General features: G+C 55.3%; 22 protein-coding genes and 1 pseudogene. 13 read left to right on the forward strand and 10 right to left on the reverse strand.

Annotated elements, in window-relative coordinates; all coding sequences use genetic code 11:
- Positions 1–7 precede the first annotated feature (7 nt).
- The 6 genes from ACEYDX_RS05645 (at position 8) to ACEYDX_RS05670 (ending at position 5401) form a co-directional block, all read left to right on the forward strand.
- Positions 8–595: a DUF1415 domain-containing protein gene (locus ACEYDX_RS05645; protein ID WP_373741051.1), complete on the forward strand. Its 588-nt coding sequence runs from the start codon at positions 8–10 to the stop codon at positions 593–595.
- Positions 596–738: 143 nt separating this feature from the next.
- Complete coding sequence (locus ACEYDX_RS05650; RefSeq protein WP_373741052.1) at positions 739–1101, forward strand: YbaN family protein; 363 nt, start codon at positions 739–741, stop codon at positions 1099–1101.
- Between the two features lie 101 nt (positions 1102–1202).
- Entirely contained in the window at positions 1203–2672 is a 1470-nt protein-coding gene (locus ACEYDX_RS05655) for a patatin-like phospholipase family protein (protein ID WP_373741053.1), read from the forward strand.
- A 69-nt stretch (positions 2673–2741) separates the two neighbouring features.
- Entirely contained in the window at positions 2742–3464 is a 723-nt protein-coding gene (locus ACEYDX_RS05660; RefSeq protein ID WP_373741054.1) for an epoxyqueuosine reductase QueH, read from the forward strand.
- Positions 3465–3532: 68 nt separating this feature from the next.
- Positions 3533–4633, forward strand: coding sequence for a conjugal transfer protein (locus tag ACEYDX_RS05665; RefSeq protein WP_373741055.1), 1101 nt, complete (start codon positions 3533–3535; stop codon positions 4631–4633).
- A gap of 303 nt (positions 4634–4936) precedes the next feature.
- Entirely contained in the window at positions 4937–5401 is a 465-nt protein-coding gene (locus ACEYDX_RS05670) for a low molecular weight protein-tyrosine-phosphatase (protein ID WP_373741056.1), read from the forward strand.
- A gap of 354 nt (positions 5402–5755) precedes the next feature.
- Here the strand turns inward: ACEYDX_RS05670 and yhbY are convergent, their stop codons facing one another.
- Entirely contained in the window at positions 5756–6037 is a 282-nt protein-coding gene (yhbY, locus tag ACEYDX_RS05675) for a ribosome assembly RNA-binding protein YhbY (RefSeq protein WP_373741057.1), read from the reverse strand.
- A gap of 111 nt (positions 6038–6148) precedes the next feature.
- Here yhbY and rlmE point away from each other — a divergent pair, with 111 nt between their 5' ends.
- Both rlmE and ftsH read left to right on the forward strand, forming a co-directional pair.
- The gene (gene rlmE, locus ACEYDX_RS05680; RefSeq protein WP_373741058.1) at positions 6149–6769 is read left to right on the forward strand and encodes a 23S rRNA (uridine(2552)-2'-O)-methyltransferase RlmE; all 621 of its coding nucleotides are present in this window, start codon (positions 6149–6151) and stop codon (positions 6767–6769) included.
- Positions 6770–6831: 62 nt separating this feature from the next.
- A complete protein-coding gene (gene ftsH / locus ACEYDX_RS05685) occupies positions 6832–8838 on the forward strand; it encodes an ATP-dependent zinc metalloprotease FtsH (protein WP_373741059.1) in 2007 nt (668 codons plus the stop codon).
- A 384-nt stretch (positions 8839–9222) separates the two neighbouring features.
- On the opposite strand, the gene ACEYDX_RS05690 is transcribed toward ftsH, so the two are convergent.
- The 3 genes from ACEYDX_RS05690 to ACEYDX_RS05700 form a co-directional block, all read right to left on the reverse strand.
- On the reverse strand, positions 9223–9807 hold the full coding sequence (locus ACEYDX_RS05690) for a DUF1877 family protein (protein ID WP_373741060.1): 585 nt from the start codon (positions 9805–9807) through the stop codon (positions 9223–9225).
- Between the two features lie 140 nt (positions 9808–9947).
- Positions 9948–11114, reverse strand: a complete 1167-nt coding sequence (gene lapB / locus ACEYDX_RS05695; RefSeq protein ID WP_373741061.1) for a lipopolysaccharide assembly protein LapB — start codon at positions 11112–11114, stop codon at positions 9948–9950.
- Between the two features lie 7 nt (positions 11115–11121).
- Positions 11122–11463 carry a lipopolysaccharide assembly LapA domain-containing protein gene (locus ACEYDX_RS05700; protein ID WP_373741062.1) on the reverse strand — a complete coding sequence of 114 codons (342 nt, stop codon included), beginning with the start codon at positions 11461–11463 and terminating at the stop codon, positions 11122–11124.
- Between the two features lie 231 nt (positions 11464–11694).
- On the opposite strand from ACEYDX_RS05700, the gene ACEYDX_RS05705 reads away from it, so the two are divergent.
- From ACEYDX_RS05705 to ACEYDX_RS05715, 3 genes are all read left to right on the forward strand, one after another.
- Positions 11695–11892, forward strand: coding sequence for a zinc-finger domain-containing protein (locus ACEYDX_RS05705; RefSeq protein WP_373741063.1), 198 nt, complete (start codon positions 11695–11697; stop codon positions 11890–11892).
- 157 nt (positions 11893–12049) lie between these two features.
- A complete protein-coding gene (locus tag ACEYDX_RS05710) occupies positions 12050–12397 on the forward strand; it encodes a hypothetical protein (RefSeq protein ID WP_373741064.1) in 348 nt (115 codons plus the stop codon).
- A 51-nt stretch (positions 12398–12448) separates the two neighbouring features.
- Positions 12449–13351 carry an aldo/keto reductase family oxidoreductase gene (locus tag ACEYDX_RS05715; RefSeq protein ID WP_373741065.1) on the forward strand — a complete coding sequence of 301 codons (903 nt, stop codon included), beginning with the start codon at positions 12449–12451 and terminating at the stop codon, positions 13349–13351.
- Positions 13352–13519: 168 nt separating this feature from the next.
- Here the strand turns inward: ACEYDX_RS05715 and ACEYDX_RS05720 are convergent, their stop codons facing one another.
- The 6 genes from ACEYDX_RS05720 to rfbB all read right to left on the reverse strand — a co-directional run bounded on the left by ACEYDX_RS05720 (position 13520) and on the right by rfbB (position 20184).
- On the reverse strand, positions 13520–13951 hold the full coding sequence (locus ACEYDX_RS05720) for a DUF4265 domain-containing protein (RefSeq protein ID WP_373741066.1): 432 nt from the start codon (positions 13949–13951) through the stop codon (positions 13520–13522).
- A gap of 91 nt (positions 13952–14042) precedes the next feature.
- Positions 14043–15083, reverse strand: coding sequence for a zinc-dependent alcohol dehydrogenase family protein (locus tag ACEYDX_RS05725; protein WP_373741067.1), 1041 nt, complete (start codon positions 15081–15083; stop codon positions 14043–14045).
- 289 nt (positions 15084–15372) lie between these two features.
- A complete protein-coding gene (locus ACEYDX_RS05730; protein ID WP_373741068.1) occupies positions 15373–17040 on the reverse strand; it encodes an electron transfer flavoprotein-ubiquinone oxidoreductase in 1668 nt (555 codons plus the stop codon).
- Positions 17041–17192: 152 nt separating this feature from the next.
- Positions 17193–17909 carry a GntR family transcriptional regulator gene (locus tag ACEYDX_RS05735; RefSeq protein WP_373741069.1) on the reverse strand — a complete coding sequence of 239 codons (717 nt, stop codon included), beginning with the start codon at positions 17907–17909 and terminating at the stop codon, positions 17193–17195.
- A 140-nt stretch (positions 17910–18049) separates the two neighbouring features.
- Positions 18050–18466, reverse strand: a complete 417-nt coding sequence (locus ACEYDX_RS05740) for an OsmC family protein (protein WP_373741070.1) — start codon at positions 18464–18466, stop codon at positions 18050–18052.
- A 644-nt stretch (positions 18467–19110) separates the two neighbouring features.
- Positions 19111–20184, reverse strand: coding sequence for a dTDP-glucose 4,6-dehydratase (gene rfbB, locus ACEYDX_RS05745; RefSeq protein WP_373741071.1), 1074 nt, complete (start codon positions 20182–20184; stop codon positions 19111–19113).
- A gap of 246 nt (positions 20185–20430) precedes the next feature.
- On the opposite strand from rfbB, the gene ACEYDX_RS05750 reads away from it, so the two are divergent.
- Both ACEYDX_RS05750 and ACEYDX_RS05755 read left to right on the forward strand, forming a co-directional pair.
- On the forward strand, positions 20431–20715 hold the full coding sequence (locus tag ACEYDX_RS05750) for a PepSY domain-containing protein (RefSeq protein ID WP_373741072.1): 285 nt from the start codon (positions 20431–20433) through the stop codon (positions 20713–20715).
- 121 nt (positions 20716–20836) lie between these two features.
- Positions 20837–21289: pseudogene (locus ACEYDX_RS05755) on the forward strand (LemA family protein); the annotation flags it as partial.
- Positions 21290–21418: the final 129 nt, after the last annotated feature.

Raw genomic sequence — 21418 nt, forward strand, 5'->3', positions numbered from 1 at the left:
ACGCACCATGAACACGCCTGACACGGAAACCGTCGTCCGCAACACGCAAATCTGGCTGGAAAAAGCCGTTATCGGCCTTAATCTCTGCCCGTTTGCCAAAGCACCATACGTCAAAAACCGCGTCCGCATCGCCGTGAGCGCAGCCAAGCACCTTGACGGTTTTCTTGAAGACCTCGACCGCGAACTGCTGCTGTTGGCCGAAACACCCGCAGACGAACTGGAAACCACGCTGCTGGTTCATCCTGCGCTGTTCGGCGACTTCCTGCTGTTCAACGACATGCTCGACATCGCCGATGCCGCCGTTGCCGACAACGGCTTGGAAGGCATCATCCAGATTGCGCCGTTCCATCCCGATTTCCGTTTCGACGGCAGCGGTGCCGAAGACATTGCCAACTATACCAACCGCTCCCCCTATCCGACGCTGCATCTTATCCGCGAAGACAGCATCGCCAAAGCCGCTGAAACCTTTCCCGATGCGGAAGCCATCTTCGGCCGAAATATCGCGCTGCTGGAAAAAATGGGACACGAAGGCTGGGAAAAACTCGACATCCCGCGCTGCCCGTTCCACCATCAAAACAAAGATTACAGCGGATAAAGCAGCTTTTGCCCGAACGCACTCGGCCGCTGATATTGGTCAATAATATCCGAATAAAAAAGCCGTGTTTGCATCATGCGCCGACATCAAAACACCTCCACCGCCCTCATCCCCCGACCCAAACCCAAGGGAAACCGCACACCATGCTTATCCGCTCCGTATTCTGGTTCATCGGTGCAGGCGCGTTAGGACTCGGCATCATCGGTATTTTCGTCCCCTTTCTGCCGACCACTCCGTTCGTTTTACTTGCCGCCGCATGCTGGGCCAAGGCCTCGCCGCGCTTCCACCGCCGGCTGCGCAAACACCCCTACTTCGGCCCGATGGTGCAAAACTGGGAACACAACCGCGCCGTACCGAGAAAAGCCAAATATCTCGCTTTTTCCATGATGGCCTTATCCTGCCTGATTTCTCTGTGGCGTTTTCCCGAATACTGGTGGGCGACGGCAGCGGCGGCATTATTCTGCCTGTGCGCGGCGGTATGGATGTGGCGGCTGCCAGACGCATAAAGGCCGTCTGAAAACCCGTTTCAACAAGCGAAACGTTTTCAGACGGCCTGTTTACTTTATATAATAAGCCCCTGTCCGCAATCCGAAACGCCCGAAACGCCATGTCTGCCAAACGCCTGATACTTTTCAGCCTGACCGCCGCACTGCTCTCGGCCTGCTCGCTCGTGCGCTACCAACCTTTGGAAACCATTTCCGACATCAACCGCTCTCAGGGCTACCGCGCCGAAACCGTCAAAACATCACGTTATCCGGGCGACGACACGCTGGTAATCATGATGTTTTCCGGCGGCGGCACGCGTGCGGCAGCTTTGGGCTACGGTGTTTTGGAAGAACTGAAGCGGCAGAAGGTATACATCAACGGTCGCGAACAAACACTGCTCGACAGTGTCGACATCGTAACAGGCGTTTCGGGCGGTTCGGTCTTGGCGGCCTATTTCGCGCTGCACGGCAAAGACGCCATTCCCGCTTTCGAACGCCGTTTTCTGAAACAAAACTTCCAGCGGCAGATGACCAAACAAATATTCTCCGCCGCCAACCTGCCGCGCCTGGCCTCGCCCGAATTCGGGCGCGGCGACCTGCTTCAGGAGCAGTTTGACAGCTATCTGTTCAAGCACGCCACCTTCGCCGATTTGGAAAAACGCCGCAAAGGCCCGTTTGCCATCATCTCCGCTACCGATATGGGTTTGGGCGAACACTTTATCTTTACACAGGAACAGTTTGACGTGATGTGCCTTAATCTGGGCCGTCTGAAAATCTCGCGCGCAGTAGCCGCATCCAGTTCCGTGCCGATGGTGTTCTCCCCCATTACCCTCAACAACAACGGCGGTCGCTGCAACTACACTCCGCCCCCCCTCTTTCAGACGGCCTTGCCGCCAGACAACCGCAAACTGCAACAGCAAACCGCCAACGAATTTGCCGACAGTCTTTACCACTACGAAAACAGTTCCGGCCGTCCCTACATCCATTTGGTTGACGGCGGCCTTACCGACAATCTCGGCCTGCGCGCCCTGCTCGACGTTACCGAACTGCAAATTCCCGACGTATTGCTGAACAAACTGCGCAACGAAAAAATCAAACGCATCGTCGTAGTCAGCGTCAACGCCCGCCGCGAAGAATCGGGTGCACTCGACAAAACCGCCGCCGTTCCCGGCTTGGGCGACGTAATCGGCGCCATCATCAATATCCCCATCGACAAATTTTCACAGGAATCCCTACGCCGCTTCCGCATCCTGACCGACCAGTGGAACGAAGCGAAATATCCCGCACACGACGGCACGCCGATTAAAATGCACTTCGTCAGCCTGAACCTGCTCGATTTGCCGCCCTCGCCCCTGCGCAACCGCGTCGCCGCCATCCCCACCACCTTCTACCTGCCGCCCGCCGACATCAACGACCTCAAAAACGCAGGCAAAGTGCTGCTTAACGATTCCGCCGAATACCGCAGCCTGACACGCGAACTGTCGTTCAAGCCGCAAACCGCCGACACCGAAGCCCTGCTCAACTCGCAACCGCAGCAGGCTGATTCCGCCCAAGCGGAACCCAAAGCACAGGACTACCGGAAAATCCCCTAACCCCTTTCAGACGGCCCGCCATACAAGAAAGGCCGTCTGAAAAAAGACCAACCGCACAAGAAACCCGATATGGACAACAAAACACACCCCGAAACCACACCCGTCGACCGCCCCGTACTCATACCGCCCGGCGGCCACACAAAAGTGCTGCTCCACTCCTGCTGCGCCCCGTGCAGCGGCGAAGTGATGGAAGCCATGCTCGCCAGCGGCATCGACTACACCATCTATTTCTACAACCCCAACATCCACCCGCTGAAAGAATACCTGCTGCGCAAAGAAGAAAACATGCGCTTCGCCGACAAATTCGGCATCCCCTTCATCGACAAAGACGACGATTACGAACGCGACCGCGCCGAATGGTTCGACAAAGCCAAAGGCATGGAATTCGAACCGGAACGCGGCATCCGCTGCACCATGTGTTTCGACATGCGTTTCGAAAAAGCCGCCCGCTACGCACACGAAAACGGCTTCCCCGTCTATACCAGCTCGCTGGGCATTTCCCGCTGGAAAAACATGAACCAGATCAACGACTGCGGCCACCGCGCCGCCGCGCCCTACGACGACGTGGTGTACTGGGATTTCAACTGGCGCAAAGGCGGCGGCAGCGCGCGCATGATAGAAATCAGCAAACGCGAAAACTTCTACCAGCAGGAATACTGCGGCTGCGCCTACTCGTTGCGCGACACCAACAAACACCGCAAATCACAGGGCCGGGTGCCGATCAAACTGGGCGTCCTGTATTACGGCGACGAATCCAGCGGATACGAACCGAAAATCCAAGTAGACAAATAAACCGAAGGCCGTCTGAAAAACCGTTTTCCCGTTTTTCAGACGGCCTGCCCGAACAAGGACACAACCCCATGTCTGCGCACACCCTTCCCGACACACGCCCCTTTCCCGCCGAACCGGTCAAAAACAACCTGCTGGTTCAGGCCGGCCATTTGGCGCACAGCCAATCCGCCGCCCAACGCAAACTCGCGTCCGAAACGCTTGCCGTCGAAATCACGCGGATGCTGCAACAGAATTTCTATCTCGAACTTTCCGTCGCCATGAGCATGGCCGCCGACGCCCCGACCTACCGCGAACTGCTGTCCGCGCTCGACGGCGTATTGCAGGCGAAAAATACGGAAGAAATCCAATGGTTTGCCCTGCCCGTCGTTCTCGTGGCGGGCTGCAACCAAACGCAGCAAAGGCCGTCTGAAATCCCGCTTGCCGCCCTGCGGCAATGCCTGTCGGAACACCCGCACCTGAGCGCACTCGCCGATGCACAATGGCTGCCGCATTTCGTCAACGCCGACACGCTCAGCAGCATCAATGCCGGCCAATGGTTCGCCGCCAAGCAAAACGCCGAAGCCGCCCGCAATCTTGCCGACGGCCTTGCCGTGCAGCAACTCGCTTTTCCCGAAGGCCAAAGCGTGCAGGTTGTGTTTGCGCTCGGCTATGCCGATACCGGCATTCAGACGGCCTTAGGCCGGCCGCTTCAAAACGCCGGGCTGCCGCTGATGCAGGTGTTCCAAGAGCATCTGGGCGACGCGCAGCTGACCCTGTTCGCCAACCCGCTCTCCCCCGACACCCCCCTGAATGCGCTGACCGCAGGCAGCCACACCCGCCAGCGGATGGCGATGGACGTATTCGCCGCCAACGCCATCCGCGCCGTCCGCCTGCAAAGCCACCGCGTCGGCGCCGTTATCGCCGCACAGTCCGGCGGACGGATTCTGTTCGGCTTCAACGCCGCCGACAGCGCCTTTGAAATCGAGCCGCAGATTTTTACATGGCAGCTTTCCAGCGGCGACGACATCCCGTTGATTCAGCAGAATTTCTGCGACCTGATGACCGAGTGCCGCGTCGACAATATCTACCTGCTGCACCAAGCCCTGTCCGACACCGACCCCCTGCCCGACTACGCCCGGGCCGTGAAGCTCGACGGACACAACCCGCTGTTCGCCGCCAACACGCAATAACGCGGCAACGTTACGCCCGTAACCACGGCGGCTCCCGTTCAGACGGCCTGCAAACCGCCACAGCCTCTCAAGGCCGTCTGAAACCGAAAGCTGTATTTCGCTCATGACGTTGATGCTCAACACCCCGTCATTCCCACGCAGGCCGGAATCCAGCATGTGTGATATTCACAAATGCTTGTTTAACAAAAGATACCGGATTCCAAACATGGATTCCCGCCTGCGCGGAAACAACGGAAATCGGAACAATCCGCCCCCCCCAGCCAAGCCAACCGGACTGCCGTCCCAACCACCCGAAAGAGCGACATGAAACACCACAAAATCCTATTCGTCTGCCTCGGCAACATCTGCCGCTCCCCGATGGCCGAATACGTTTTCCGCCATCAGGCCGAAGCCGCAGGCACCGCGCACCGCATCACATCCGACAGCGCAGGCACGTCCGGCTGGCACGACGGCGAAAACATGCACCGCGGCACATTGCAGAAACTCGCCGCACAAGGCATCGATAACAGCGGCTTTACCAGCAGCAAAGTCAAAAAAACCGACTTCGATGCCTACGACTTCATCATCGCGATGGACGACAGCAATCTCGCCGAACTCGAACGGCTGTTCGGGCGCCATCCCGAAAAAATCTTCAAACTCACCGATCTCATCCCCGAAAGCGGCTACACCCACGTTCCCGATCCGTGGCACACCGGCGATTTCGACGAAACCTACCGTCTGTGCGAAGCCGGCGGCAAAGCCCTGCTGAAAAAACTGGGCTTGGCGTAATTCGGCTACAACTTTGTTTCAGACGGCCTGACACAGACATTCAGACGGCCTGAGAGAAATCCGGAGAAACCGCAACCGTTTTCATGTAAGCCAAGCCACTCTGCAAAATGATATTCCCCATGCGCCCCCTGCCGTCATTTCCGTACAGGCGGGAATCCATGCAGACACATAGGAAATTACAGGTTATTCAAACGGTTACAAACCCAAACACAGATTCCGTCCCCTGCGGAAACATCCCACCGGTTTCAGACGGCCTGCCTCAACTTCGCAATACAGTTGCCGCTCGCAAGGAATCGATTCAAAAACACAGGCCGTCTGAAAACTTTTCAGACGGCCTGTGTTGCCGAAAAAAACTTATTCTTCGATATTCTTGCGCCACAATACCAACAGCTTGCCGATATGCTGCACAAGCTGCGCATCCACCGCTTCGCACAAAGCATTGCAGATTTCGATGCGCTCCGCCCGGTCGTCGCCGTGCACGCGCACTTTGATCAGTTCGTGTGCGGTCAATGCGGCATCGGTTTCCTTAATTACCGATTCCGTGAGGCCGTGCTGGCCGACCATGACCACGGGGTTGAGATGGTGGGCGCGGGCTTTGAGTTCGAGAATTTCTTTGGTGGAGAGTGTACCGGTCATGGCTGCTGTTTTCCGAAAGGGCAAATAAAGCGGCATTATACGCCAACTCCCGCGCCGACGGGACACGGGCGAACCTGTTACAATACGGTTTTTCCATTCGGGCAGGCGGCAATGTCGGTACGTTCCAAATCTTCAAAAGCGTGGCTCAACGAACACGTCAACGACCATTATGTACACATGGCTCAAAAAGACGGCTACCGTGCGCGCGCCGCATACAAGCTGTTGGAAATCAACGAGAAAGACAAACTGATTAAAGCGGGTACGGTACTGGCGGATTTGGGCAGCGCACCGGGAAGCTGGTCGCAGGTGGCCGCCAAACTGGTCGGGAAAACAGGGCGCGTCTTCGCGCTCGACATCCTGCCGATGGACGCAATCGACGGCGTGGATTTCATTCAGGGCGACTTCCGCGAAAACGATGTGCTCGAAGCATTTGAAACGCTGCTCGGCCAGCGGGAACTAGACCTTGTAATTTGCGATATGGCACCCAATATGTCAGGCAACGCGGTAACAGATCAGGCGCGCAGCTATTATTTGTGCGAACTTGCGCTCGATTTTGCCAAAGGCCGTCTGAAAACAGGCGGCAGTTTTCTGGTCAAAGTGTTTCAGGGCGCAGGCTATCAGGAATACCTTGCCGCACTGCGCGCAACATTCGCGTCGGTGCAGACGCGCAAACCCGAAGCATCGCGCAATCGCTCCAGTGAGCTTTATTTATTGGCAAAAAATAAACGCTGACAAGGCGGGGCGTCTGCTTTAAAATCCGTTTTCATTTTCACCCTTTGTATGGAGCCTTTTCAGTGGGGAATACCGTTAAAAACCTGGTCATTTGGCTGGCTATGATTGCAGCCGTAATGTTAGCCTTCCAAAGTTTCAGCGGAAAGAAGGAAGCCAACCAGAAAATCGAATATTCGCAATTTATCGAACAGGTAACGACCAACAAGGTCTCCAGCGTGAACATTGAAGGTTCGCCTACCGGTTATCTCATTGAAGGCGTGCGCACCGATAAAAGCGAATTTTTTACCAATGCGCCGCTCGACGACAAATTGATTGAAAAACTGCTGGCCGCCAAAGTCAAAGTCAATGTTACGCCCGAAGAAAAACCGGGGATTCTGAGCAGCCTGCTGTACAGCCTGCTGCCCGTGCTGCTGCTTATCGGCGCATGGTTCTACTTCATGCGCATGCAGAACGGCGGCGGCGGTAAAGGCGGGGCGTTCTCTTTCGGCAAAAGCCGTGCGCGCCTGCTGGATAAAGATACCAACAAAGTTACTTTCGCCGATGTAGCCGGCTGCGACGAAGCCAAAGAAGAAGTTCAGGAAATCGTCGATTACCTGAAAGCCCCTTCGCGTTATCAAAGTTTGGGCGGCCGCGTACCGCGCGGCATCCTGCTGGCCGGCAGTCCGGGCACGGGTAAAACCCTGCTTGCCAAAGCGATTGCAGGAGAAGCCGGCGTACCGTTTTTCAGCATTTCCGGTTCGGATTTCGTTGAAATGTTCGTCGGCGTCGGCGCCAGCCGTGTACGCGATATGTTCGAACAGGCCAAGAAAAACGCGCCCTGTATCATCTTTATCGACGAAATCGACGCCGTAGGCCGCCAACGCGGTGCCGGCTTGGGCGGCGGCAACGACGAACGCGAACAAACCCTCAACCAGCTTCTCGTCGAAATGGACGGCTTTGAAAGCAATCAAACCGTGATTGTCATTGCGGCCACCAACCGCCCGGACGTACTCGACCCTGCCCTGCAACGTCCCGGCCGCTTCGACCGCCAAGTCGTCGTGCCCCTGCCCGACATCCGCGGCCGCGAGCAGATTCTGAAAGTACATGCCAAAAAAGTACCGCTGGACGAATCGGTTGATTTGATTGCGCTTGCACGCGGCACACCCGGCTTTTCCGGCGCAGATTTGGCCAACTTGGTCAACGAAGCCGCCCTGTTTGCCGGCCGCCGTAACAAAATCAAAGTTGACCAAAGCGATTTTGAAGATGCCAAAGACAAAATCTACATGGGTCCCGAACGCCGCAGCATGGTGATGCACGAAGACGAAAAACGCGCCACCGCCTACCATGAATCCGGCCACGCCATCGTTGCCGAAAGTTTGGAAGGCACTGATCCCGTGCATAAAGTTACCATTATGCCGCGCGGCCGTGCCCTCGGCCTGACTTGGCAACTGCCTGAACGCGACCGCATCAGCATGTATAAAGACCAAATGCTGAACCAGATTTCCATCCTGTTCGGCGGCCGTATTGCCGAAGACATCTTCGTCGGCAAAATTTCCACCGGCGCATCGAACGACTTCGAGCGCGCCACCCAAATCGCCCGCGAGATGGTTACCCGTTTCGGCATGAGCGACAAAATGGGGGTGATGGTTTATGCAGAAAACGAAGGCGAAGTATTCCTCGGCCGCAGCGTAACCCGTTCGCAGCATATTTCCGAAAAAACCCAACAGGATGTGGATGCCGAAATCCGCCGTATTCTCGATGAACAGTATGCAATCGCCTACAAGATACTCGATGAAAACCGCGAAAAAATGGAAATCATGACCCGTGCCCTTATGGAGTGGGAAACCATCGACCGCGATCAAGTGTTGGAAATCATGGAAGGCAAACAGCCCAGCCCGCCGAAAGACTACAGCCACAATGTACGCGACGGCAATACTGAAGCTACGGTCGATACGGTAATACAGCAACCTGAACAGCTACCGCCCGAGCCTGCTGCACAGCCTGCTCAAACCGCAACAACCGAAAATCCCGCCGCTCCCCCCACGGTTTCTTCAGACGGCAACGCTTCCGACAACGGCGGTAAAACCTGATATTTCGGAATGTGCCATACTTCATCACAGAAAAGGCAGCTTGGACAAGCTGCCTTTTGTTTCACTCAACTTTCAGACGGCCTGAAACCCTAAACAACTTCAGGCCGTCTGAAATATTCAACCAGTTAAACACATTACCGAAAATGTATGATTTAACAGCTCTTTTCGCACCGTATGGATTTGAGCGTTAACATGAATAATCTCATTCCGAGCAGGAGGAAGTCCGCTGTTACCCTCAACTCATTCACATCGGTTTACTGCTCAATAAAAGATATGGCAGGCTTTGGCTTGCACACAGATAAAACAAATTTCGATAACGAAACCGACCGAAAAACATTAAGGCCGTCTGAAAAGTTTTTCAGACGGCCTGAATCATTTATCAGCTTAGCCGATGTAAACCACCACACCGCAATTTTGCTCAGCGGCTTTTTTATAGAACTCCTGTAACTGGCCGAATGCTTTAACGATTTTTCCGCGCCAGAATTCCAGTTCGCCGCTTTCGCTGTTCCATACGGGCGGGTAGATATTGGCCGTAGAAAGCTGTCTGAACAGTGTATGGCTGTTTATCCGCTGGACAGGCGTATCGGTTTTACCGATACCGATAAGCTCCGCCAAACGGCCGCTGAAACTGTAACCGCGCAGCTCAAGGCTGATGCCTGCCATGGTATCGCTGATTTTCCTGACCTGTTCCGCATCGGCATAACTGACGATTTTCCGCCGCTGGCTCATGTCTTTACAGCCGACAACCGCCTGCATCAGAAAACGTTCGGTAGTCGCAGGATCTGCATGGCCGGTGCCTTTACCGGTCAGTACGAAGTGCAAGGCATCCCACATCACGCCGAGTTTGCACTCGGCAACTGGATTGGCTTCGGTTTCCCCTTCGAGAAACGCCAACATGGCTTCGCGGTGGTGTTTGAATTCTTCTATTTGAGGTTGGGGGAAGGCATAGTAAGCCGAGTTGATTCCCATGTCTGTTCCTGTAATGTGTAAATAGTTTTTTGTTTTTTATTTGTTTTACGGCGGAAAACCGTTTTTCCGGTTTTGATTATTGCCGTCTGAAACTGTTTTGCCAATAAAATTTCAGACGGCCATTATAAGCCGTCTGCATATTATACTTCAATTCTGTTCGGTGTAAACGTTTCCCACTTGTTGCAGGCGGGACAGTGCCAAAAAAACACCTGCGATTTGAAATGACAGTTGCGGCAACGATACATCACGCTTTTCTGCAACTGCCGCCCGACTACGGCGCGCATCATATCGGCATCGGCCTTCCATGCAGGATTCATGTCGCTGAGCTTCAAGCCGAGCAGGCGGTACACGCCTTTCAAATCGGGACGGCCGCGCACGAGTTCGACGGCCAAGCGGGCGGCTTCGGCCTCTCCGTTGAGCAGCAGCGATTTTTCATACACCACGTTCATCAGGTCGAGTTCGGGGAACGTCTTCATATAACCCGTCAAACGGCTGAGACCTTCTTGCGGCTTGCCGAGCGCGTCGTAGGCATCGTAAAGTTTCTCGCCGACCATGCTCAAATAAGCGTGGTTTTGCTGCTCGATTGCGCCATAGGCTTCGATGGCCTCGACAAAACGCCCTTGCTTGGATTCGATGTCGCCCAAAACCATATTGGCGCGGGCACATTTTTTGTTTGCTTCGAGCGCCCTACCGACAAAACCGCGCGCGGCATCGTAATCGGACTGGAACAGGGCTGCTTGGGCCAATTCGCAGTAAAACTGTGCGATTTCAAACTGATAAGTCTGTTTGTCCGCACTTAAAATCTGTGCGGTTTCGATGGCTTTTTTCCAATCCCTGTCCTGCTGGTAGATGCTCAGCAAGTGCTGGCGGGCATCCCTCGCCATATCGCCTTGTTGCAGGCCGAGAAAAATCTGTTCGGCACGGTCGACCAAACCCGCACTCTGATAGTTTTCGCCCAGCTCAAACAACACACGGTCGCGTTTTTCGCCGACGGTATCGGGCGAATCGAGCAGTGCGCGGTGCATATTGATGGCTTTGTCGTTTTCGCCGCGCTGGCGGTAAAGTTTGCCGAGCGTCAGGTTCAAATCGTAAGACTGCGGCTGCTGGTCGATAACATCGGCCAATTCGCGCGCCGCCTTGCCGCTGTTGCGGTCAACCAAAGCATCCAAACTTTTGTAAAAGCCCGCAGGCACGGTTTTCGCCTGCTTCAACACGGTTTTCATGTCCACCCGCGCCGCAAACCAGCCCATTGCAAAAAACACCGGCAGCAGCACAAGCGGCAGCAGGAACAGGATTTCGTTTTCCATATGCGCCCTACTCCTTGCCTTCCGGTTTGTCGGCAGGCTGCAAGGCCGTCTGAACGGGCGGTTTGGCAGGAATAGCGGCAGGTACGGGTTCCGCCGTGATACGGGGGTTTTTCTTCACTTCGCTGCGCAGGCGGTTGTTTTCGCTTCTCAGCGACAGTAGGCGGCCGAACAGCGCAAACATTCCGAACAGAATGCCGAGGATAAACGCGCCGAACAGCACCACAATCAACGGCAGCTGCATCCCCTGACCCGGCAGGTAGAAAAAGTCCACCCGGGCCGTATTGCTGATGGCCAGCAGTAAAAATACAACCAGAACAACGGCTTTAACGATAATGCCGATAACCCTCATCCGAAGCTCCCATAAAAAGTCATTCAAAAATTCCGCACAGTTTAAACCATTTGCACCGTTTCGGATACGCGCAGGCGTTTTCAGACGGCCTTACGCCAATTGCGGGCCACGGCTCTTCAGGCCGTCTGAAAACCGCTTTCCGCCCGCATGACCCGAACACCCGCTGCGGCGCAAAGACAGTTATAATAAAGGCCGTCTGAAAACCGTTCCGCCCCGCAAAGGAGAACCGCCATGTACGAAACACAAAACCCCGCTACAGTAAACATCACCCCGCACGACCTGCCGCTGCACTGCTCCGGCCCCAAAGACACACTCGGCTGGAACGGCCACCCGCGCGTATTCCTGCCCGTAGAATCCCACAGCAGCATCGAATGCCCCTACTGCGGCACGGTTTACAAACTCGAAGGCGAAGCCAAAGGCCACCATTGAAACCGCTGCGGGCGGAAACGGCTGAAACCCGGCTGCATCATCCGCCCGACCTTCTGCCCGGCCTGTGCCTCACGGCCTTCATACCCTACAAACCCAAAACCGCCGGCCTGCTGTATCAACAGGCTTTCTGTTTTTCCAATCCCACTTCCTGATTCCCATGCCCAAATTTCCCGTATTGTTTGCCCTTACCCTGTTTTTGACCGCCTGCGGTTCCTACAAAGCTGTCCGCCCCGACGCGCCCGTTCCCCAAGTGGCCGAAACGCCCAATTATTCGGTTAACTACGAAGCGGCAGGCCGCCGCAAGATAACCGCCGTTTACCTCAACAACAACAGCCCCATGGCCGTCGTTCTGAAACAGGGCAACACCGAAGAAATGCTGACCCAGCAACATTCGCTGACCAAATCGGCGGAATACGCTAACGCCACCACCCGCTGGACGGTTCAGGACGGCTTCGCCACACTTGTTCGCAAAGGCAAAACGGTGGTATTCAGGGAAATACAGTAAGGTTCAGACGGCCTATGATTAAGGCCGTCTGAAATACAAAAAGGACGGATCATGCAGCATCTGCAACTTCACGAAAACCTTTCCGTCAGCCGCATCATGCACGGCTGGTGGCGGATGCACGAATGGAATCTCGACACGCGCGGCTGTCTTGACCTGATACACGCCGTACTCGATACCGGTATCGACACTTTCGACCACGCCGCCTGCTACGGCGGCTTTACCAACGAAGGCGCGTTCGGCCGCGCACTGGCCGCCGACAAAAGCCTGCGCGACAAAATGACCATCGTCAGCAAATGCGGCATCTCGTTCCCCAACGACGTGCTGCCCGACATGAAAAGCAAGTTTTACGACAACAGCGCGGAACACATTATCTGGTCGGCGGAACGTTCCGTGCGCGAACTCTGCTGCGGCCATCTCGACATCCTGCTGCTGCACCGCCCGTCGCCGTTTGCCGACCCCGCCGAAATCGCCGCCGCGTTCGACAACCTGCACAGCCGCGGCATCGTCCGCTTTTTCGGCGTTTCCAACTATATGCCGGCGAAATTGTCCATGTTGCAGTCGTATCTCGCCCAACCGCTCGTTACCAACCAAATCGAAATATCGCCGCTGCACCTGCAACCGTTTGAAGACGGCAGCCTCGATTTCCTGATGGAAAAACGCATCCGCCCGACCGCATGGTCGCCGTTGGCGGGCGGCGCGTTGTTTGATGCCGCGAATCCGCAAAGCCGCCGCGTCTTAAACGCCCTGCTCAAAGCGGGCGAAGCCCACAACGAACAACGCCCCGACACACTTGCCTACGCATGGCTGCTGAACCATCCGTCCGGCATGGCTGCCATTGCAGGCTCGGGCAATCCGGAACGCATCCGCAACGCAGTTGATGCCGTAAACATCCGGTTTAGCGCCGAAGAATGGATAAGCGTGTACGCTGCATCGCTGGGGCATAACGTTCCTTAAACCGATTCCGAAGCCGTGTTATTGGTGGCTTCTGTACACGGTTACAGCATTGTGTTTAACCGCATGGAAAGGATTTTACAAAAAGGTTTCACCTTTTCCGCATTTTGCAAAACACAGGCCGTCTGAAAATCGGTTTTCAGACGGCCTGTTTGGTTTCGCAGGTGTAATTCAATATGCGTATTGTGCAATTTTACCGTATTCGTAATCGGCTGTTTCTTGGGCACTTAAATATTGCAAATAAGTTAAAACAGTTTCTATATTCAATGTAATCGGAATATTGATGGCGATGAAGACCGAAGAAAATCTTTCATATTCACAGCCTATTTGTTCCAACCGGGCAAGGCATTCATCCACTTTTTCTTCATCAAAAAAGATGATTCTTATGGTGCTGTTGCCGGAAGATTGAACCGTTTTTTTATAATATAAATGTCCGTTTTCTTCTTTCACAGACACGGTATCTTCATAAGAAACATCGTCGGTATAAAAAGGTATGTTGTCGATTTTAAATAGATTATCCGCCAATTCAATGCCCCATATGCTTTCTTCGCTTGCAGGGGGATAACCGTCTTCGATGATTAGCTTGAAAAAAATCTTTTTCATAATTTACAGTTCAAATGTTCCCGTATTTTAAACGACAGGCCGTCTGAAAATGTTCAGACGGCCTGTGTTCATATCAAAACCGTAAAACGGTTTATTCCGCAGTCAGCACCACTTTCATCGCTTGGTTTTCCGATGCGTGTTTGAACACATCGTAAGCCTGTTCCAGTTCGCTGAATTTGAAACGGTGGGTCAGCATTTTGGTGTAATCCACGCTGCTGGTGGAAATGGCCTTCATCAGCATTTCGGTGGTGTTCGCGTTCACCAGGCCGGTGGTGATTTTCAGGTTTTTAATCCACAGTTTTTCCAGTTTGAAATCAACGGGTTTTCCGTGAACGCCGACCACGGCGATATTGCCGCCCGGTTTCGCAATTTCTTGGCACATGTCCCAAGTGGCGGGCAGGCCGACGGCCTCGATGGCTACATCCACACCGTCTTCGCCGACAATGTCGAACACCTGTTTGGACACGTCGCCCGAAGCGGGGTTGATGACATGGGTGGCACCGAGTTCTTTGGCCAGTTTCAGGCGGTTTTCGTCCATATCGCACACAATCAGCACGCTCGGGCTGTAAAGCTGGGCAGTCAGCAGGGCGGACATGCCGACGGGGCCTGCGCCTGCGATAAACACGATGTCGCCCGGTTTCACGTCGCCATACTGCACGCCGATTTCGTGGGCGGTGGGCAGCGCGTCGGAGAGCAGCAGCGCGACTTCTTCGTTGACATTGTCGGGCAGGGGAATCAGGCTGTTGTCGGCATACGGTGTACGCACGAATTCGGCCTGCGTGCCGTCGATCATGTAGCCGAGAATCCAACCGCCGTTGCGGCAGTGCGAATAAAGCTGGACTTTGCAGTTGTCGCAGGTACAGCATTTGCTCACGCAGGAGATGATGACTTTGTCGCCGACTTTGATGTTTTTCACCGCGCTGCCGACTTCTTCGACGATGCCGATGCCTTCATGACCGAGAATGCGGCCCGGGGTGATTTCGGGGTTTTTGCCTTTCCAAATGCCCAAATCGGTACCGCAAATAGTGGTTTTCACAATGCGTACGACGGCATCGGTGGGTTCGGTAATCTGGGGCTTCGGCTTTTCTTCAAAACGGATGTCGCCTTCACCGTAATAAACCATGGCTTTCATTTTCTACCTTTCAGACTTGTTGGGAATGACTTGCAGTTTATAAAGTAAATATCCCAAAAGTCAAATTTCTTATGAAAATTCAAAATGTTATACCATAACAATTAAAAATCAGGCCGTCTGAAAACTTTTCAGACGGCCTGATTGCTTGTGCGGTGTCCCCATATCTTTTGCCGACGCTCTGCCGGCATCCTAAATGAATGCGGTTATTTTCAGACGGCCTTAATACGCTTTGCGCTTGCGGGAATCGAAATAAGCCGCCGAAAACCACAGCCGCATCCCCACGCAGTCCCTACATCGCACCGTAATTCGGCCCGCTTCCGCCCTCGGGACAAATCCATACGATGTTCTGCGCAGGGTCTTTGATGTCGCAGGTTTTGCAGTGCAGACAGTTGGCGGCGTTGATTTGCAGGCGCGGCTTGCCGTCGGTTTCGACTTTTTCGTACACGCCCGCAGGGCAGTATCGGGTTTCGGGCGCATCGTATTCGGCGAAATTCACGTCCGCCACAAGCTGCGGATTATTCAGCACCAAATGGGAAGGCTGGTTTTCTTCGTGGCTGATATTGGCGAGAAACACGCTGCTCAAGCGGTCGAACGTCAACTTGCCGTCGGGTTTCGGATAATCGATTTTGCGGGCGGCGGAAGCCTTTGCCAGCGACTGCCAGTCGCTGCCGTGGTGTTTCAGCGTCCACGGTGCGCGGCCTTTCAAAACAAGCTGGTCGAAACCGATATAGGCCATCGCGGGATACGCACCCCATTTGAACGCGGGACGGAAATTGCGCGCGCGGTAAAGCTCGTCGTGTAGCCAACTGTGTTCGAACAGGGTTGGGTACATCACGGCTTTTTCGCCGCTGTTTTTTTCAACCGCTCCGTCGGCTTCCGCATGGTCGAGCAGCGGCAGCACGGCTTCGGCGGCCAGCATGCCCGATTTGATGGCGGTGTGGATGCCTTTGATGCGCGGCACGTTCAAAAAGCCCGCCGCATCGCCCACCAATACGCCGCCCTTAAACGCCAATTCGGGCAGGCTCTGCAAACCGCCTTCCACCAGCGCGCGCGCGCCGTAAGCGATGCGGCGGCCGCCTTCAAAGGTTTTGCGGATATCGGGATGGGTTTTAAAACGCTGGAATTCTTCAAACGGCGACAGATAAGGATTACGGTAGTCCAAGCCCACCACCATGCCGACGGCGATTTTATTGTCGTCCAAATGATAGATAAAACTGCCGCCGTAGGTTCCGCTGTCGAGCGGCCAGCCGGCGGTATGCACCGCCAGTCCGGGTTTGCATTTTTCAGACGGCACTTCCCAGATTTCCTTGATACCGATGCCGTAAGTTTGCGGCTGACTGTCTTTATCGAGCCGGAACTTACGGATGATTTCTTGGGAAAGCGAACCGCGGCAGCCTTCCGCAAACACGGTCTGCTGCGCATGCAGCTCCATGCCCGGCTGGAAATTTTCCGTCGGAGTGCCGTCTTTGTCCACGCCCATATTGCCCGTGGCGATGCCTTTTACCGAGCCGTCTTCGTGATAAAGGATTTCCGCGGCGGCAAACCCCGGGTAGATTTCCACACCCAGTTCCTCTGCCTGCTCCGCCAGCCAGCGGCAGAGCGCACCCAAGCTGATGATATAGTTGCCGTGGTTTTGGAAATTGGGCGTAACCGGCAGTTTGAAGGATTTTTTTTCGGTCAGGAACAGCACGCTGTCGTCGGTGACGCTGCGCGACAGCGGCGCACCGCGCTCTTTCCAGTCGGGAAAAAGTTCGCCCAGCGACACAGGATCGATGACCGCGCCCGACAGGATGTGCGCCCCCACTTCCGAACCTTTTTCCACCACGCAGACGCTGATTTCGCGCGATGCGTCGGCTGCAAGCTGTTTGAGCTTCACCGCTGCCGCAAGGCCGGCCGGCCCTGCGCCGACAATCACGACATCGTACTGCATGCTGTCGCGTTCAAAGGTTTCGGTCATGGTTGGGTTCCTGTTCGGTATTCTTGGTTTTCGAGCGCGTAATTATACAGCAACAACATAGCCCCACCAATCGCGCCGGCAAAGGCAAAGGCCGTCTGAAAACATGTTCAGACGGCCTGTCGGGTTGCCAGTTCCGGCAAAGCACAACCGCCCTACCCCGAAATCTGCTCCTCGAAAATCTTGCGCTCCAAACGCCCCAAACAGCCGGCCAGATGGCGGCGCATCAGGTTTTGCAGACGGGTGCGCTTGCCCGCAGAAAGCAGGTCGAGGATTTCGCGGTGTTCCGAATGCGAGTTGGAACGTTTGTCGGGATTTTTGTGATCGACCACGGCCACAATCAGGGCGGAACGGGCGCACAGGGTGTTCACGATTTCGAGCAGCACGTCGTTGCCCAACACGCGCACGAGTTCCACATGAAAGGCATTGGCCAAACGGTTCCAGCTGACGCGGTCACCGCTTTCGGTGGCTTTTTCTTCCAAATCAATCAGCGCATACAGCGGTTGCAGCCGTTCCGCGATGTCCGGCATGGCCAGCAGCATGTCGGTAACCATGCAGTCCAGCTCGATGCGGGTGTTGTACACGTCGCGGATTTCCTTCAGATCGGGCATATGCACGAATGCGCCGCGGTTGGGCTGCAAATCGACGATTTTGTCGTGCGCCAGCAGCGACAGCGCGTTGCGCACGGTATTGCGCGAACAGGCAAGCTGGCGGCACAGCTCCGATTCGGTCAGCTTTTTGCCGGGCAGCAGCTCGTGGTCGGTGATTTTGTCGAGGATTTCCGCATACACGCGGGAGAGCTCGGCATCGTGCCGCTCTTCGGGAATCAGCGAAGAGCTGGCGGGCGCGGACAGTTTGTATTTATCGGGCATATGTCGGTCTCCTGCCTGCTCGGCGCGGATGTGGGCGGGTATCGGTAAAGCGTCGGATTATAAACCATTGCACGGGCGCACTGCCAATTTTCAGACGGCCTGCAACGCCGCCCGCAGGCGCAGTTTCCGCGTGCCGGAAACTACACTTCCACCACTTCGAAACTGTGCGTTACCTTCGCCGCCTTGCCCAGCATAATCGATGCCGAACAGTATTTCTCCGCCGACAGCTGCACGGCTTTTTCGATGGCGCTTTCCTTCAGGCCGCGCCCGAACACCTTGAAATGGATGTGGATTTCGGTAAAGACGCGCGGCGTGTCGTCGGCACGTTTGGCCGTTACCGTGGCTTGGCAGTCCGCCACGTCCTGCCGCTGCTTTTCGGCAATCATCACCACATCGATACTCGAACATCCCGCCACGCCGAGCAGCAGCATTTCCATCGGACTCGGGCCGCGTTTGGCCGCACCTTCCGCCGCCGCGCCTTCCATTACCACGCTGTGTCCCGTCGGTGTCGTGCCGACGAAACACATTCCGTCCAACCATTTTGATGTTACCTGCATGATGTTTTCCTGTCGAAAGAGTATGTAAAGGCTTTATTTTAACAAAAGAAAGCGGAAAAAGGATTTTCAGACGGCCTGCTCCGGTCGGCTGCCTGCCTGCATACGGTTACGCGTCTTGGGACGCTAACCGTACCTACGCAAATTGTTTCCCAGCGGACAGTACAAACGCAGGTACGGTCAGGCGGCACGCCGTAACCGTACGGAACACCATCCGCGCACACACATTTTCAGACGGCCTGCCCCGGTCGGTTGCCTGCTTGCGTACGGTTACGCGTCTTGGGACGCTAACCGTACCTACGCAAACTGTCTCCCTGCGGACAGTACAAACGTAGGTACGGTTAGGCGGCACGCCGTAACCGTACGAAACACCATCCGCGTACACGCTTTTTTCAGACGGCCTGCCCCGGCCGGCTGCCTGCGTACGGTTACGCGTCTTGGGATGCTAACCGTACCTACGCAAACTGTCGAAATACGCACATTTTCAAATGGCCTGCCCCGGCGACCGCGGCAGGCCGTCTGAAAATCCGGACAACGGCACGACAAAAGAAATATGCTGTGCCGACAATCCACAGGCGGTTGTCACGAAAAAAGCGCACCCGCCGGATACGCTTTTCTTACCGCTGAAACAGCGCTTAACAGCGTTTTCAGTCGGCCTGCCCCAAGCCCGACCGTTCGCCCTGATAACTGCCATCGAGCACGGCGCGCCACCAGTTTTCGTTTTCCAAATACCATTCAACGGTTTTTCGGATGCCGCTTTCAAAGGTTTCCTGCGGTTTCCAGCCCAAATCGCGTCCGATTTTGGCTGCGTCGATGGCGTAGCGCAGGTCGTGACCGGGACGGTCGGTAACGTGGGTAATGAGTTCGGCGTAGGATTTCAGGGTTTCAGACGGCCTGATTTCGTCGAGAATGGCGCAGATTGTGCGCACGACATCAATATTGCGCCGTTCGTTGTGGCCGCCGATGTTGTAGCTTTCGCCGTTTTCGGCGCGCTCGAACACCGTCCACAAGGCGCGGGCGTGGTCTTCCACATAAAGCCAGTCGCGCACTTGGCTGCCTTCGCCGTAAACGGGCAGCGGCTTGCCGGACAGGCAGTTCAGTATCATCAGCGGAATCAGTTTTTCGGGAAAATGATAGGGGCCGTAGTTGTTGGAGCAGTTGGTGAGCACCGCGGGCAGGCCGTAGGTGCGCTGCCAGGCGCGCACGAGGTGGTCGCTGGAGGCTTTGCTGGCCGAATAGGGGCTGCTGGGCGCGTAGGGGGTGGTTTCGGTAAACAAATCGTCGGTGCCGTGCAGGTCGCCGAACACTTCGTCAGTGGAGATATGGTGGAAGCGGAACTGCGGTTTGTCTTGCCCGGAGAGCGTGTTCCAATATTGGCGCGCGGCTTCGAGCAAAGTATAGGTGCCGACGATGTTGGTTTCGATAAAGGCGGCGGGGCCGGTGATGCTGCGGTCGACATGGCTTTCTGCGGCCAGATGCAGGATGCCGCGCGGACGGTGTTGGGCAAACAGCGCATCAAGCGCGGCGCGGTCGCAGATGTCGGTATGGGAGAAGGTGTAGCGAGGGTTGCCCGACACGCTTTCGAGCGATTGCAGGTTGCCCGCGTAGGTGAGTTTGTCGATGTTGACGACGCTGACATCGGTATCCCGAATCAGGTGGCGGACGAGCGCGGAGCCGATAAAGCCTGCGCCGCCGGTAACGAATACGGTGTTTTCATTCATGGTCGGGTTTCCCTTTTTGGTGAACGGCATTATTGTATCCCCGTATATCTTATTCAGGATACAGATTCTTCCATCTATCGTTTGCAGGCCGTCTGAATTTTTCAGACGGCCTGTACAAAATACACCGTTAAAACATACCGTTATACCGTTTACTGAATCATCGGCAACGGAATCCGTTGAAGTTACCCCGGCCAAACCGCATATTGTGTTCCACTTTCCGTCATTCTGAGACAAGGACATTTAAACATGAAACTGCACGCTTTAACCGCCCTTCTGCTTTCCGCTTCGCTGGCATCCGTCAGCTTTACCGCAAGCGCCGCACCCAAACAGCCGCGCGGCATTTCCAAAGCCAAAGCCGTCAGTATCGCCAAAGCCCGCGTCGGCGGCGGACGCGTTACCGACATCGGCCGCAGCGAAGGCCGCTACGAAATCGAAATCCGCAAAGGCTGCACCGAATACGATGTAGACGTTTCCATCCGCACCGGCCGCGTGGTCGATATCGACACCGACAACCGTTGCGACAACGACTGATTATTTCCCCCGTCCACCCCAAACAGGCCGTCTGAAACGTTTTCAGACGGCCTGCCGTTTTTCCGCATTGCGGTATCATCGCGGCAGCTTTCCGTTATTTTCAATGTCAGGAGACGTTTTTATGTTTAAAAAATGGCTGGCCGTCATGGCCGTATTCTCATCGCTGTTTGCCCTGAGCGGCTGCGGCTACAACACCATGCAGACGCAGGACGAAGCGGCCAACGCCGCTTGGTCGGAAGTGCTCAACCAATACCAGCGCCGCGCCGATTTGATTCCGAATCTGGTCAACACCGTCAAAGGCTATGCCAAACACGAAGAAAAAGTGCTCACCGAAGTAACCGCCGCCCGCAGCAAGGTCGGCAGCATCCAAATGAGCGCGGAAGACGCGGCGAATCCCGAAAAACTCAAACAGTTTGCCCAAGCACAGGGCGAATTGAGCAGCGCGCTGTCGCGCCTGCTGGTGGTGTCGGAAAACTACCCGCAACTTAAAGCCGACCAAACCTTCCGCGATTTGCAGGCGCAACTCGAAGGCACGGAAAACCGCGTTACCCTTGCCCGCAACAACTATAGCAAATAAACTTATTTATCGATACACACCTGAAACAGCCAATCCACATCCGTAATTCGCAGCCGATTCCTAACACCTTTAATCCAAGCCCACTTTTTCTCTATCTGATTCAGATCGGGGCTATAAGGTGGAAGC

The organism is Neisseria sp. (genome assembly GCF_041804105.1).
Classification (GTDB): domain Bacteria; phylum Pseudomonadota; class Gammaproteobacteria; order Burkholderiales; family Neisseriaceae; genus Neisseria.

Excerpts from the sequence above, each read along its gene's own strand:
- ACEYDX_RS05645 (WP_373741051.1), top strand. The coding sequence starts at position 8 with ATGAACACGCCTGACACGGAAACCGTCGTCCGCAACACGCAAATCTGG.
- ACEYDX_RS05650 (WP_373741052.1), top strand. The coding sequence starts at position 739 with ATGCTTATCCGCTCCGTATTCTGGTTCATCGGTGCAGGCGCGTTAGGA.
- ACEYDX_RS05655 (WP_373741053.1), top strand. The coding sequence starts at position 1,203 with ATGTCTGCCAAACGCCTGATACTTTTCAGCCTGACCGCCGCACTGCTC.
- ACEYDX_RS05660 (WP_373741054.1), top strand. The coding sequence starts at position 2,742 with ATGGACAACAAAACACACCCCGAAACCACACCCGTCGACCGCCCCGTA.
- ACEYDX_RS05665 (WP_373741055.1), top strand. The coding sequence starts at position 3,533 with ATGTCTGCGCACACCCTTCCCGACACACGCCCCTTTCCCGCCGAACCG.
- ACEYDX_RS05670 (WP_373741056.1), top strand. The coding sequence starts at position 4,937 with ATGAAACACCACAAAATCCTATTCGTCTGCCTCGGCAACATCTGCCGC.
- yhbY (WP_373741057.1), bottom strand. The coding sequence starts at position 6,037 with ATGACCGGTACACTCTCCACCAAAGAAATTCTCGAACTCAAAGCCCGC.
- rlmE (WP_373741058.1), top strand. The coding sequence starts at position 6,149 with ATGTCGGTACGTTCCAAATCTTCAAAAGCGTGGCTCAACGAACACGTC.
- ACEYDX_RS05690 (WP_373741060.1), bottom strand. The coding sequence starts at position 9,807 with ATGGGAATCAACTCGGCTTACTATGCCTTCCCCCAACCTCAAATAGAA.
- lapB (WP_373741061.1), bottom strand. The coding sequence starts at position 11,114 with ATGGAAAACGAAATCCTGTTCCTGCTGCCGCTTGTGCTGCTGCCGGTG.
- ACEYDX_RS05700 (WP_373741062.1), bottom strand. The coding sequence starts at position 11,463 with ATGAGGGTTATCGGCATTATCGTTAAAGCCGTTGTTCTGGTTGTATTT.
- ACEYDX_RS05705 (WP_373741063.1), top strand. The coding sequence starts at position 11,695 with ATGTACGAAACACAAAACCCCGCTACAGTAAACATCACCCCGCACGAC.
- ACEYDX_RS05710 (WP_373741064.1), top strand. The coding sequence starts at position 12,050 with ATGCCCAAATTTCCCGTATTGTTTGCCCTTACCCTGTTTTTGACCGCC.
- ACEYDX_RS05715 (WP_373741065.1), top strand. The coding sequence starts at position 12,449 with ATGCAGCATCTGCAACTTCACGAAAACCTTTCCGTCAGCCGCATCATG.
- ACEYDX_RS05720 (WP_373741066.1), bottom strand. The coding sequence starts at position 13,951 with ATGAAAAAGATTTTTTTCAAGCTAATCATCGAAGACGGTTATCCCCCT.
- ACEYDX_RS05725 (WP_373741067.1), bottom strand. The coding sequence starts at position 15,083 with ATGAAAGCCATGGTTTATTACGGTGAAGGCGACATCCGTTTTGAAGAA.
- ACEYDX_RS05730 (WP_373741068.1), bottom strand. The coding sequence starts at position 17,040 with ATGACCGAAACCTTTGAACGCGACAGCATGCAGTACGATGTCGTGATT.
- ACEYDX_RS05735 (WP_373741069.1), bottom strand. The coding sequence starts at position 17,909 with ATGCCCGATAAATACAAACTGTCCGCGCCCGCCAGCTCTTCGCTGATT.
- ACEYDX_RS05740 (WP_373741070.1), bottom strand. The coding sequence starts at position 18,466 with ATGCAGGTAACATCAAAATGGTTGGACGGAATGTGTTTCGTCGGCACG.
- rfbB (WP_373741071.1), bottom strand. The coding sequence starts at position 20,184 with ATGAATGAAAACACCGTATTCGTTACCGGCGGCGCAGGCTTTATCGGC.
- ACEYDX_RS05750 (WP_373741072.1), top strand. The coding sequence starts at position 20,431 with ATGAAACTGCACGCTTTAACCGCCCTTCTGCTTTCCGCTTCGCTGGCA.